Source organism: Acetivibrio sp. MSJd-27 (genome assembly GCF_018918095.1).
GTDB lineage: Bacteria > Bacillota > Clostridia > UMGS1840 > HGM11507 > HGM11507.
Genome location: NZ_JAHLPV010000058.1, coordinates 1 through 10,788 on the forward strand (window position 1 = coordinate 1; position 10,788 = coordinate 10,788).

General features: G+C 35.2%; 20 protein-coding genes. 13 read left to right on the top strand and 7 right to left on the bottom strand.

Annotated features, from left to right (window positions below):
* Positions 1-285: 285 nt before the first annotated feature.
* The gene (locus KQI32_RS12405; RefSeq protein ID WP_216425759.1) at positions 286-975 is read left to right on the top strand and encodes a recombinase family protein; all 690 of its coding nucleotides are present in this window, start codon (positions 286-288) and stop codon (positions 973-975) included.
* 389 nt (positions 976-1,364) lie between these two features.
* Here the strand turns inward: KQI32_RS12405 and KQI32_RS12410 are convergent, their stop codons facing one another.
* The 7 genes from KQI32_RS12410 to KQI32_RS12440 all read right to left on the bottom strand — a co-directional run bounded on the left by KQI32_RS12410 (position 1,365) and on the right by KQI32_RS12440 (position 5,546).
* Complete coding sequence (locus KQI32_RS12410; protein ID WP_216425762.1) at positions 1,365-1,754, bottom strand: type II toxin-antitoxin system HicB family antitoxin; 390 nt, start codon at positions 1,752-1,754, stop codon at positions 1,365-1,367.
* Between the two features lie 27 nt (positions 1,755-1,781).
* Complete coding sequence (locus KQI32_RS12415) at positions 1,782-1,958, bottom strand: type II toxin-antitoxin system HicA family toxin (RefSeq protein WP_216425765.1); 177 nt, start codon at positions 1,956-1,958, stop codon at positions 1,782-1,784.
* Positions 1,959-2,099: 141 nt separating this feature from the next.
* Positions 2,100-2,501 carry a type II toxin-antitoxin system HicB family antitoxin gene (locus tag KQI32_RS12420; protein WP_216425768.1) on the bottom strand — a complete coding sequence of 134 codons (402 nt, stop codon included), beginning with the start codon at positions 2,499-2,501 and terminating at the stop codon, positions 2,100-2,102.
* 37 nt (positions 2,502-2,538) lie between these two features.
* The gene (locus KQI32_RS12425; RefSeq protein ID WP_216425778.1) at positions 2,539-2,733 is read right to left on the bottom strand and encodes a type II toxin-antitoxin system HicA family toxin; all 195 of its coding nucleotides are present in this window, start codon (positions 2,731-2,733) and stop codon (positions 2,539-2,541) included.
* Positions 2,734-3,198: 465 nt separating this feature from the next.
* The gene (locus KQI32_RS12430; protein WP_216425780.1) at positions 3,199-4,194 is read right to left on the bottom strand and encodes a virulence RhuM family protein; all 996 of its coding nucleotides are present in this window, start codon (positions 4,192-4,194) and stop codon (positions 3,199-3,201) included.
* Positions 4,195-4,435: 241 nt separating this feature from the next.
* The gene (locus tag KQI32_RS12435; protein ID WP_216425782.1) at positions 4,436-5,113 is read right to left on the bottom strand and encodes an ImmA/IrrE family metallo-endopeptidase; all 678 of its coding nucleotides are present in this window, start codon (positions 5,111-5,113) and stop codon (positions 4,436-4,438) included.
* Positions 5,094-5,546: a helix-turn-helix domain-containing protein gene (locus tag KQI32_RS12440; RefSeq protein ID WP_216425785.1), complete on the bottom strand. Its 453-nt coding sequence runs from the start codon at positions 5,544-5,546 to the stop codon at positions 5,094-5,096. Before KQI32_RS12440 ends, KQI32_RS12435 begins: the two co-directional genes overlap by 20 nt.
* A 173-nt stretch (positions 5,547-5,719) precedes the next feature.
* On the opposite strand from KQI32_RS12440, the gene KQI32_RS12445 reads away from it, so the two are divergent.
* From KQI32_RS12445 to KQI32_RS12495, 12 genes are all read left to right on the top strand, one after another.
* Entirely contained in the window at positions 5,720-5,923 is a 204-nt protein-coding gene (locus KQI32_RS12445; RefSeq protein ID WP_216425786.1) for a helix-turn-helix transcriptional regulator, read from the top strand.
* A 21-nt stretch (positions 5,924-5,944) separates the two neighbouring features.
* Positions 5,945-6,109, top strand: coding sequence for an antA/AntB antirepressor family protein (locus tag KQI32_RS13480; protein ID WP_253291199.1), 165 nt, complete (start codon positions 5,945-5,947; stop codon positions 6,107-6,109).
* Positions 6,066-6,230 (top strand): antA/AntB antirepressor family protein, encoded by a 165-nt coding sequence (locus tag KQI32_RS13485; protein WP_253291200.1) that lies wholly within the window; start codon positions 6,066-6,068, stop codon positions 6,228-6,230. Before KQI32_RS13480 ends, KQI32_RS13485 begins: the two co-directional genes overlap by 44 nt.
* A gap of 40 nt (positions 6,231-6,270) precedes the next feature.
* Entirely contained in the window at positions 6,271-7,059 is a 789-nt protein-coding gene (locus tag KQI32_RS12455; protein ID WP_216425788.1) for a phage antirepressor, read from the top strand.
* A 262-nt stretch (positions 7,060-7,321) separates the two neighbouring features.
* Positions 7,322-8,101: an antA/AntB antirepressor family protein gene (locus KQI32_RS12460; RefSeq protein ID WP_216425791.1), complete on the top strand. Its 780-nt coding sequence runs from the start codon at positions 7,322-7,324 to the stop codon at positions 8,099-8,101.
* Positions 8,102-8,309: 208 nt separating this feature from the next.
* Positions 8,310-8,477, top strand: coding sequence for a hypothetical protein (locus KQI32_RS12465; RefSeq protein ID WP_216425793.1), 168 nt, complete (start codon positions 8,310-8,312; stop codon positions 8,475-8,477).
* Positions 8,478-8,630: 153 nt separating this feature from the next.
* The gene (locus KQI32_RS12470) at positions 8,631-8,807 is read left to right on the top strand and encodes a hypothetical protein (protein ID WP_216425795.1); all 177 of its coding nucleotides are present in this window, start codon (positions 8,631-8,633) and stop codon (positions 8,805-8,807) included.
* The gene (locus KQI32_RS12475) at positions 8,804-9,043 is read left to right on the top strand and encodes a helix-turn-helix domain-containing protein (protein ID WP_216425796.1); all 240 of its coding nucleotides are present in this window, start codon (positions 8,804-8,806) and stop codon (positions 9,041-9,043) included. Before KQI32_RS12470 ends, KQI32_RS12475 begins: the two co-directional genes overlap by 4 nt.
* Before the next feature lie 230 nt (positions 9,044-9,273).
* On the top strand, positions 9,274-9,516 hold the full coding sequence (locus KQI32_RS12480; RefSeq protein ID WP_216425799.1) for a hypothetical protein: 243 nt from the start codon (positions 9,274-9,276) through the stop codon (positions 9,514-9,516).
* Positions 9,500-9,673 (top strand): hypothetical protein, encoded by a 174-nt coding sequence (locus tag KQI32_RS12485; RefSeq protein WP_216425802.1) that lies wholly within the window; start codon positions 9,500-9,502, stop codon positions 9,671-9,673. The genes KQI32_RS12480 and KQI32_RS12485 overlap by 17 nt, the downstream gene beginning before the upstream one ends.
* Before the next feature lie 112 nt (positions 9,674-9,785).
* Positions 9,786-10,124 (top strand): Lar family restriction alleviation protein, encoded by a 339-nt coding sequence (locus KQI32_RS12490; protein WP_216425804.1) that lies wholly within the window; start codon positions 9,786-9,788, stop codon positions 10,122-10,124.
* Between the two features lie 17 nt (positions 10,125-10,141).
* Entirely contained in the window at positions 10,142-10,735 is a 594-nt protein-coding gene (locus KQI32_RS12495; RefSeq protein ID WP_216425806.1) for a DUF4373 domain-containing protein, read from the top strand.
* Positions 10,736-10,788: the final 53 nt, after the last annotated feature.

The following is a 10,788-nucleotide window of genomic DNA, read 5'->3' on the forward strand; positions in this document are numbered from 1 at the left end:
CACGATTTCCATTTTCAATTCCACTGTATATTTTCTTTTCCCCATAAAAAGTACCCCCCAATTATTAGATGGTTATGATTTTATTTTATCATATTGTCTAATATTTGGGGAGCACTTCAGAATGACCTACAAACTGTTTTAATAACTCCAGCGGGACATCTTTACACATAGATATAAATGTGTGCCTAAGTGCGTGTATGCGGATTTAATAATTACTATAAGACTATGATAGAAATATTGTAGTCTTTTTTTATTATCAAATTGAAAAAGGAAAGGATTTTCATTATGAGTAGAAAAAGTAAAGTTATGAAAATAGCGTCAGACAAAATTAATAAGAATGATTATTTAAAAGTTGCAGGATATGTTAGATTATCGGTTGTTAAAGATGACGTCTTTAGTAATTCAATAGAAAATCAATCAAACATTATCAAAGAATATATCAGTAATCATTCTTATTTAAAACTCCATAAAATTTATGTTGATAAAAATGTATCTGGCAGTACCTTCGACAGAAAAGGATTTAATGAGATATTAGATGATATAAATAATGGTGAGATTAACTGTGTAATTGTAAAAGATTTATCACGTCTTGGTAGAGATTCTATATCAGTTGGATACTATATTCAACAGTTTTTCCCTATTAATGGGGTTCGTTTTATATCTATAGATGATAAATTCGACACTATTAACGGAATAACTAATATAGATGACTCATCAAAACCGGTTTCTAAAATACCAATAATAACAATTATTGATGAATACTATTCAAGAGATATTAGTAAAAAGGTTCAATCGACAATTGATGCCAACATAAAAGCAGGAAGATTTGTTGCTCCACGTGCCCCATTTGGTTATATGAAATCAGAGAATGATTGTCACAAACTCATTATCGATGAGAACGCAGCATCTGTAGTACGAGAGATATTCCAACTTGCATACAATAGCGTTCCTTTCTTAATTTTTCTTGCAAAATAGGAGCGCATATAGTATAATTACACTGTTTGGTGGTGTATGGTTTATACTATACGCACTCTATTGATATCCCTTGGCTATTGCGGTAGTCAGGGGATATTGTTACTTATAATGTTTTGCCGGAGCTGGCAAGTTATAAGCAAGTTAAATATAAACAAAAATATTTGTGAAACTCTTAGAAAGATGCATATTTATATACTTTCTTTCAAAAAAAGATTTCTTTTCAGCAAGTTACCGGCAAGTTAAAGGTATCGTTTTGCTGACGTTAACAAAAGTATTATTGAGTTACTGAGAAAAACTCGGTACTTGAATTTTTCATCAAATCGCTGTATAATGATATAGCTAGACCTCGACACGCCTCTTAACAATGCGTACCATGTCGGGGTTGTTTTTTATTTTTGAATGTGTAAATGCTCAATTAATGCATCTTGTAATACCTGCGAAAAGTTTATATTTTCGCTTTTTGCGGCATCATTAAGCCATGCCGGAATAGTCAAAGTCTTTTTCACTGCCTTGCTTTTGGAAATATAGTTTTTAATTTCAATATCAACCAGATTTACAAATGAGGATGAATCTGTTTCGATATCTTCAATTCTGCTGGGAGCGGTTAGTTTCTGTTCCTGTTCTAAAAGTGTAATACAATATACTTCCAAAGCTTCTTTTGCCTGAAATAATGTATCGTTTAAATCTTTTCCGTAGGTTTGGCAACCTTCCAAATCGGGAAATTCAGCCCAATATGCGCCGTTATCTTTATGAAAGATTGCGGGGTATACTAATCTCATAATATCATCCTTTCTTTAAGGAGGGGCTTATTTCAGCCCTGTCCTTTTCAATATAGCATTTAATAGCCCTGCGGGAACATCTGTTCCATGTATCGGTATCACTTCTATCTTGTTTCCTTTTTGTAAAACGTGATGACTTCCTTTTATTCTTATTACTGACCAGCCATCTTGTTTTAATTTTTTAAGTAAATCTTTATCTTTCACTATAACGACCCCCTGTGTATATAGAGTAGCACGTATATACGTATAAGTCAAGAATAAAATTTAAATTCGCACAAAAATAATGATTTGCTTACACCAGCAAGTTAAAACAGCTTTTGTGAGGTCGTGAAAATGGTTATAATATTACGGATTAATATGGAGATAATTTTTTAAAGCTTCTTGTAATATACCTGAAAAGTTTACGTTGCATTTTTCTGCTTCGGCATTTAGCCAAAATGGAATGGAAAGCGTTTTTTTTACAAACTTATTATTGATTCTGTCTCTTACGGCAGGCATAAAGATATCTACAAGCATTAATACTCCGCCTTCTTCTACCTTGATATTTTTTATATCGGATGGTTCAGGTATTTCTTCATTGTCTTTTTCCATTCCGTACAAATGCAATCCAAGCGCTTCCTTTGCATTTTTTACGGCTTCTGCTGTATCGTGAGCGCAGGGTAGACAACCGGGCAGATCGGGAAACTCAATTGATATTCCGTCATCATCAAAATAAAAAATTGCAGGAAATGTATATTCGTTTTTCATTGTTTGTTCCTCCTTTTTATTTAAATGCAACACAGGGCTAAAATTTAAGCCCTGTTTGCTTTTCTATGCTTTTCAGTGTTCTTATAGGGATGTCTTTTACCGGATGTGTGACTGTTGCTTTTCCTTTTTTGGTGGGATGCTTATACTGATGGTGGTCTCCATCACACGCAACAAGATACCAACCATCATCTTTTAATGCTTTTATAACCTCTCTTGATGAATAGCTTTTCACCTCACCACCTCCTGACAATATCATTTTACCACGTAATATATTACGTGTCAAGAAAAATATTTAAAATACTTTTTTCTTTTGCTGTCTTATTTCTGAACGGTTTCCATTTTGGAAAGAACCACTTCTGCCATTTTCTCCAACTGGAAATGTGGTTATCAGTAGCTTGATTGTTGGCTTCAAAGGTCGTGTAACACGACTTTAGGGAGAACGAACGGTATTTTCCGTCGGTTGATTACTGAGCCGGATTTTCGGCTGAGTTTTGGGTTTTGGTAGCGGAATCTTCCGCCGCGAGTAACTGAACGGAAAAATCCGCTGAGTGATAGAACGGAAATTTCCGTTGAACAACGAATTTATTCGGGGTTAAGGCTTTTCCCCACTTTTGGGGAAAACTAAAAATGTTAATCTGTTTTTCGGAATTATCGTTTTCCAAATTTGAAATGCAAGTTGTTGAAGTTTACAAAATAGTTATTTGTTCTTGCCGGATAATTTTTTTATCTCTTTATCGAAATCCGAATTTATTTTTTGGGTTTTATTAAATTCAGTATATTCATCTGTTGCTTTTTGAATCGCTTGTGTTTTCGATACCTTTCCATTGTCTCTGAGAATTTGATACTTACGAAAGGCTAAAAACTCATTGATACTGTTTGCGAATTCTTTCATAGTGAATGTATTTTCTCTTTCAATTAAATCTTCTATGTAATCAAAATAGCCTGTAACCGTTCTTTCCAAACGTCTGATTTCTTTTTCGTCTAGATAGTTTTTAGCAATCGTTACATCAGATTTTAGAATGCGTCCATCAGGAGAGTTTTTCCAAGTAGTTAACCCCATATGCTCTTTCTTATGGTCAGCAGATGAATGAATGATTTCTGCCGCTGTTTGTCCTGTGATTGCATAGTGAAATTTGTTCTGCACCATAGAGTAAAACTTTTGAGTGATTGGAGAATTACGGTCATAATCAATACTGCACTCTGCAAATATATCCGTTATCTGCTGCCATATACGACGTTCACTTGCACGGATAGAACGAACTCTTTCGAGCAATTCACGAAAGTAATCCTTCCCAAATACTGCGCTTCCTTGTTTCAGACGTTCATCGTCCAGGACAAATCCTTTTTGCATATATTCTTTTAGTATTTGGGTTGCCCATATACGGAAGTGTGTTGCTTTCGCAGAGTTAACGCGATATCCGACTGATATAATGGCATCAAGATTATAGAACTGTGTCAAATAATTTTTTCCGTCTGAGGCAGTTGCCGAGAATTTCTCGGTAACTGAAATTTTGTCTAATTCACCTTCTGCAAAGATATTTTTTAAATGTAAAGAAATGTTATCCGCAGTGCAACCAAATAGTTCAGCCATTCCTTTTTGCGTAAGCCAAATTGTTTCGTCTTTAATAACAGCGTTTACTTTGATGTCTTCTTCCGGTGTGCTGTATATTAAAAAGTTCAATTCTTTATCCAAATTATTTTCACGTCTTTCTTTTTATTTGTTTTATCCAAGAAACGATTTCAGTACTAACCAAATTGGTTAGTGCTGATGGGGTAGTGGTTTACGACCTCATATTTAAGGTGTCGGCGTTTCACCGTCCTCTTTTTTTCTTAGTGGAAACAAGCTGACCGAACGTTTCGTTATGTCAGGTCGTATTATATTTCTAGGAGCATAAACAAAATTTAAAACTTAGAGAATGTAAAGCCATTTTGGACTAAAAACAAATAGCTATTGGTTCTCCAGTATAAATATCTCTTTTTATTTTATAAAGTCCTACATCACGAATATTACTTCGATAAAATTTTATTTCCGGCAAAGCAGAATATAAAGAACAGTTTTGTATTTCGCTTTGATATTTCAATAAAATTTCATAGCGAGAGAGTGCGCATTGATAGGATAAATCAAATAATTCAGCAAGTAATGCTACGCTCATTTTTTTCGTTTTTTTATAAAAGAATTGCGGCGGACATAACAATAATCCGGCACAAATTCGCGCTTCTTCATCTAATTTTTTATATAAATTATCATTATATGATTGGTTAAATATAGAAAATTCTGAATAGTTTTTTAAATGTCCAAGAATAATATGTGCAAATTCTTCAAATAATGTGAAACGAATTCTTCCATCACACATTGAATCGTTATAAAGAATTTTATAAATTTCTTTTTCCTCTTTTTTGTATAATTGAACTGTACCATCTTCGTTCCCCCAAATGGAAAAAATTTCTTCTTTGGAGATTTTAGTCTCAGAAATGATTGTTGATAATTTTATCATTTCAACATTTAATAATTTACAAATTTGAGGGACTGATAATGGATATATATCAATATTATTGATAATAAATTTAAAAGTTTTAAAATAAATGTCTTCTCTATTCTGTTTTTCCAACATCCTTAAAAGCCTCCGGAAAAGTATATTCAGCATATTTTCTTAGTATTTCAGCTTGCTCTTTTGTCATTTTTTTACCTGCGCGAGCTATCATTCTAATATCAGGATTTTCGCATTCAATGTCATTGATATAAATTAAATTATTGTTTGGATACCATTCTGTAGACACAGAACCATTTTTTTCATCATAATATGATTCCCCTTGTATATATCCACTTATTTTTAATAGATTTTCTAAAGATAAATTCAAAGCAGAAGATATTTGTTTCAAAATATCTATTGTAGGTGCCACAGGCTTTCCGCTTCGGGGATCAATACCATTCTCTAATTTGTTTAAATATGAATGACTGATATGAAGCTCCTGTGCAAAGTCTCTAAGACTAAGTCCTCTTGATTCCCGTAAATTTTTTAAAAAAATGCCCAATTTGTTTTCCATAATAAACACCTCTGCAAATATTGTACATTATAAATTACAAAATGTAAATATTTCTATGTGTTCTTTATGATTTACAAACAAAAAATATTTTTTGTATTTTATGGTTGACATCCAAAAGACAAAATGTTATACTAATTTTGTACTTCATAAAATACAAAAGGGAGGTGAGCTATTTGAAAAATAATATAAAGATTTTTCGGAAGAAACAAAATATGACACAACAAAAATTATCCGAGATTAGTGGTGTATCGAGACCATATATATCACTATTGGAAAGCGAAAAAGTAAAGACAATAAAATTAAGCACAATGGAAAGCATTTCTAAGGCATTAGAGAAAAATATTTCAGAAATTTTTTTAACAACAAGTAAACCATGAGATACAAAAAGGAGATAAAACATGAACGAATTACTTAAAATCAATCGTGATGGAGAACAGCCCACTGTAAGCGGGAGGGATTTACACGCAGCATTGAACATTAAAACAGCCTATAAAGACTGGTTCCCGAGAATGTGCGAGTATGGAATTTGCCGAAGGGATGGACTTCAACCCGCTCATTTTTGAGCAGGTTCGACTTGAGGGAGAGCGTGAAGTTACAAGACAGCTTATTGCTCATCAACTCACAATCCCAATGGCAAAAGAACTCTGCATGATTCAGCGTTCTGAAATCGGCGGGATGTTCTGACAGTAGAGAATGAAATTTTTAATAAGAAAGGATTGAGTAAATGAATAAACTGAAAGTATTTGAAAATAAGGAATTTGGATTAATACGAACGGTTGAAGAAAACGGAAAGATTCTATTTTGTGGTTCTGATGTAGCTAAGGCACTGGGATATGCTGATACAACTAACGCCTTAAAACAACATTGTAAAAAAGATGGGGTGGCGTTTCACCACCTCACCGATAATCTTGGAAGAACTCAAAAAGCTAAGTTTATAAACGAAGGAAATTTATACAGGCTTATTGTAAACAGCAAACTACCCTCGGCTGAAAAATTTGAACGCTGGGTATTTGAAGAGGTTCTTCCCTCCATTCGTCAAACAGGTACATACATGACACCGGAAACCATTGAAAAGGTGTTATACAATCCAGACATGATCATCGGTATTGCACAGCAGTTAAAGGCTTTACAGCTGGAGAATGCACAGAAAACACAGTTGATTGGGGAACTGCAGCCAAAGGCGAGCTATGTTGATAGGATATTGAACAATAAAGGGCTTGTCACCATCACGCAGATTGCGAAGGATTACGGGCTGAGCGGTGCGAAAATGAACCAGCTTCTGAATCAATACAATGTCCAGTACAAGCAAAGCGGGCAATGGCTGTTATACAGCAAGTATCATCATTTGGGATATACTCATTCCAAAACCATTGAGATTACCCGTTCTGACGGAACTCCGGATGTTGTGATGGAGACGAAATGGACCCAAAAGGGCAGACTTTTCATCTACAATCTTCTGAAAGATAACGGCATTCTTCCTTTGATTGAGAGAGATATTCAGAAAATAAGTTGAGGAGGTTAATCAATCCCCCTGGCATTGATCCACGTCTGCAGACTGCCGATGAGATTGTGTATAAAGCACTTACAAAATGCTCTGCAGATTTACAATTTGCTCTGGATGAAGTGGATAAAGCGTTCTGCTTAATTCATGCACCGTGGATTGAATATTGCGTTCGTGAAACTGTGATGCGTTGGTACAAGTCAGCTAATACGAGGGAAAGAAAAAATGTGTTGAGCAAATTTAGAAATTTTATTGCAAAGAAAGGAAATCAAAAATGAATGAATTAAAAATATTTAATCAAGAGGTTATTCCGGTTTACGAAACGGAAGAGGGAAATAAGGTTGTACTGGGAAGGGAACTCCATGAAAATTTAAATATCGTCAGTAAATATGCGGATTGGATAAAAAACATGATCTTGTATGGATTTGATGAAAACAAAGATTATTCAACGTTTTCTAAAAATTTAGAAAACGGAGGAAGGACAATTGAGCATGTCCTAACCCTTGATATGGCGAAACACATTGCAATGATACAGAGAACGCCGCAAGGATTTGCTATTCGCCAAAAACTGATTGAACTGGAGAAGATGGTAAATAAACCGCTTCCCATGTCCCAGGCTGAAATTTTAGCCGCACAGGCACAATTGCTGGTAGACATTGAAAAGAAACAGCGGGAGCAGGACAAAGCAATCGAAAAGGTGGACAAGTGCCTTGACGGCATCTGTGATATTGTGAAGCTGGACACCACGTCATGGCGGGAGGAATCCAGAAAGCTTATCACGAAGATAGCCAAGTCGATGGGCGGGGTTCAATACATAAGAGACGTACAGACGGAAATCTATAAGCTGGTGGAATTAAGAGGTTCGGTGAATCTTTCTATTCGTCTGACAAACAAGCGCCGGAGAATGGCGGATGAGGGCGTGTGCAAATCCAAGCGGGACAAGCTGAATTATCTGGATATTATCGCCGAGGATAAGAAGCTGATTGAAATTTACACAGCCATCACGAAGGAAATGGCGGTTAAGTATGGGGCATTTTATGAAAATGCAGTGTAAAACCGATAAGGAGAGACGTAGCATATACACTCCAATTCCAGCGGCGGTACTTGCAAGCCGTTATTCTAAACTGTCGAAACAGGGGAAATATATGGTGGAAAAAATGTTAGACGTTGCCAGCAAACACGAAACACATAGTAATAAAATTATACAATTTCCGAAACAGCGAATCAAAAATTCGACTGTAGAAACGTAAAGGAGGAGCTTCATGTATAAAACAGGAGCGGCAATTGCCTCCATGTACAATCAGTTATCTCCAAAATGGAAAATGATTATATCCGGTTCTGTTGAGGATGCGCTTGCCATTGATAAGAGGAGCAGAAAAATCATTTTATTTCCACGCAAAGGACAAGCTGATATGGAGGTGGAAAGGTGAAAGTTTTATCTATTCCGGAGCTGACGAAGAAATATTCTAAATTATCGTATCACGAAAGAATTGTTATTTCTGAAATTATAAAATCGTACATCGGAGAAACAAATTCAAAAATTATTCGCTTTCCAGGGAAGCATAAAATCGGAGGCTGCTGATATGGATATTTACAATGCTGGAAATATGACGAAAATGTATTCAATGCTTCCGCTTCGCGAACAGTATCTGATTTCTAGGATTATAAGAAGAGCCTATTTCAGAGCTCATGGGAAACCTAACATAATTGATTTTGAAACAGAGAAAATGAAAAAGTTAAAAGGAGGAACCAAGCAATGAGAAAATTGGACATGGAGCTTATCGAAGTCAAGAAAAAAATGCTGGACAAGCGTTTAATAAACATTGATTTGCAGGAGGCTCTTGGAAAATCTCAGCCGTATATTACAGGGCGGATGAAAGGCAGAGAGTGCTTTTCAATGGATGAGATTTACATACTATGCGAGCTTTTAGACATACCGCTTAATGAGATATCGAAGTATTTTCCACCAAGCGAAAAAATCAGGAAAGGAGCTTAAAGCATGAAAAATATACTTCTATTTAGTTTTTCTATGGCAATATACATACTGATTGGGTATAGTGCTTTTGCAGCTTTGACAGGCGGAATTTGTGCCTGAGAATGATATCATCACATGAAAGGATACAAAAATGTATTACGTGGAAGATAAATACGGAAAACGCATCGAACTTACAGACGAAAAAATAAGGGCTGAGTGTTTTAATTGCGGCAGGAGTTATCGGAGTACTATTGAAAGATATTATGATTAATTCTGAGCCAAGTTTTGACGCTATAAGCCCATCGTGCCCGGAATGTTCTGAAATAATTGATGTACTTGATGATTATACTTTCGATAAGATTTTCGCTTATGAAGGATTTTCGGTAATAAAACGGAATGGAATTTTATTTGTAAAAGACAATGTGGGAGACGAAATTTTGTTAACTGAGTATATGAAACGATTTGGAGGTAACAGGGATGAAAAAACAGAATGAAAAAATCGAACTATCTAAAAAAATCGGCAGTCTTTCGGACACAATTATACAGATGCTTCGCCAGGTCGGAGATGAATTCAGCTTAGAAGAAATTATTTTTTCTGTAGTGTTCTGGTATCACAAAGAGAAGCGGAGGAAAGAAAAATATGAGGGATAAAATAAAATTGCCCGCTCTGGATTGGAGCCAGAACAGGCAAAACACATAAAAAACTTTTTTATATTATAGCACATCACTAAAAAAATGTAAAGAAAAATTTGGAGGTTTTCACATGTATAAATGGTTTGAGGACTTAGGCGACAGAGTAAAATTTTTAACATATGAAATTGTTGACGGAGAATCAATAGATGATGATCCGTGTGAGATTGAACACGAGCCGCTTCTTTTATGTCCATTCTGCGGCGGAGAAGCGGAAATAAAAGGAGTGGGGATATATCATCTCGATGGTATGAGAGTACGGTGTAAAAAGTGCGGGAATTCAACGTCTGCTATAGCTGAAGGAAGTTATCTTGAACCGAAAAATAATTGGAAGCCAGGACCCGAATTGTCATTAGCAGATGTATTGAAAAAAAGTGTTTCAAAATGGAATAGAAGGCTGGCGGCCGAGTAGGGAAGGAGATGATAAAAATGGGAAGACTGCAGAAAACAGGACTTGACTATTTCCCTCTCGATGTTTACACGGATGAAAAGATAAAACTTCTTGAAGCGGAACAGGGAATAGAAGGTTTTGCAATATTAATTAAATTATATCAAAAAATATATGCGAATTCCTATTACATAGAGTGGGATGAGGACAATGTTCTTTTATTTGCAAGAGAGATAAATTTTGATATAAACCGTGTTCATTCTATCATAAATACATGTTTTAAGCGGAATTTATTCGATTTAATTCTGTATAAAAAACATAAAATTCTAACAAGTAACGGGATCCAAATGCGATATTTATCAATTTGTCAGAAAAGAAAAGGGGCTAAAATAAGGGAAGAATTTAACCTTATAAAATCGGAAGAAAATACGATAAATGACGAAGAAAATACTACTTGTGACAGTATTAATTCGGAAGAAACTGCGATTTATTCGGAAAAAAGTACACAAAGTAAAGTAAAGAAAAGTAAAGTAAATAATATATACCAGAATATATCTGTTCAGCCTGTCGAAAAACGCATGGATTCCATCAAGCGAATCCACGCGTTTTTGTGTCTATTGGGAATAAAAACATGAGTATCCGATGCAGCGTGCCATGGTTCCCATCCCGCCACTTCCACATGGCCAGC

Bases quoted from the DNA above. Each gene is read 5' to 3' on its own strand.
- KQI32_RS12495 (WP_216425806.1), top strand. From the start codon at position 10,142: ATGGGAAGACTGCAGAAAACAGGACTTGACTATTTCCCTCTCGATGTT.
- KQI32_RS12460 (WP_216425791.1), top strand. From the start codon at position 7,322: ATGAATGAATTAAAAATATTTAATCAAGAGGTTATTCCGGTTTACGAA.
- KQI32_RS13485 (WP_253291200.1), top strand. From the start codon at position 6,066: ATGGAATTTGCCGAAGGGATGGACTTCAACCCGCTCATTTTTGAGCAG.
- KQI32_RS12470 (WP_216425795.1), top strand. From the start codon at position 8,631: ATGGATATTTACAATGCTGGAAATATGACGAAAATGTATTCAATGCTT.
- KQI32_RS12405 (WP_216425759.1), top strand. From the start codon at position 286: ATGAGTAGAAAAAGTAAAGTTATGAAAATAGCGTCAGACAAAATTAAT.
- KQI32_RS12435 (WP_216425782.1), bottom strand. From the start codon at position 5,113: ATGTTGGAAAAACAGAATAGAGAAGACATTTATTTTAAAACTTTTAAA.
- KQI32_RS12420 (WP_216425768.1), bottom strand. From the start codon at position 2,501: ATGAAAAACGAATATACATTTCCTGCAATTTTTTATTTTGATGATGAC.
- KQI32_RS12490 (WP_216425804.1), top strand. From the start codon at position 9,786: ATGTATAAATGGTTTGAGGACTTAGGCGACAGAGTAAAATTTTTAACA.
- KQI32_RS12440 (WP_216425785.1), bottom strand. From the start codon at position 5,546: ATGGAAAACAAATTGGGCATTTTTTTAAAAAATTTACGGGAATCAAGA.
- KQI32_RS13480 (WP_253291199.1), top strand. From the start codon at position 5,945: ATGAACGAATTACTTAAAATCAATCGTGATGGAGAACAGCCCACTGTA.
- KQI32_RS12455 (WP_216425788.1), top strand. From the start codon at position 6,271: ATGAATAAACTGAAAGTATTTGAAAATAAGGAATTTGGATTAATACGA.
- KQI32_RS12465 (WP_216425793.1), top strand. From the start codon at position 8,310: ATGTATAAAACAGGAGCGGCAATTGCCTCCATGTACAATCAGTTATCT.
- KQI32_RS12475 (WP_216425796.1), top strand. From the start codon at position 8,804: ATGAGAAAATTGGACATGGAGCTTATCGAAGTCAAGAAAAAAATGCTG.
- KQI32_RS12485 (WP_216425802.1), top strand. From the start codon at position 9,500: ATGAAAAAACAGAATGAAAAAATCGAACTATCTAAAAAAATCGGCAGT.
- KQI32_RS12410 (WP_216425762.1), bottom strand. From the start codon at position 1,754: ATGAGATTAGTATACCCCGCAATCTTTCATAAAGATAACGGCGCATAT.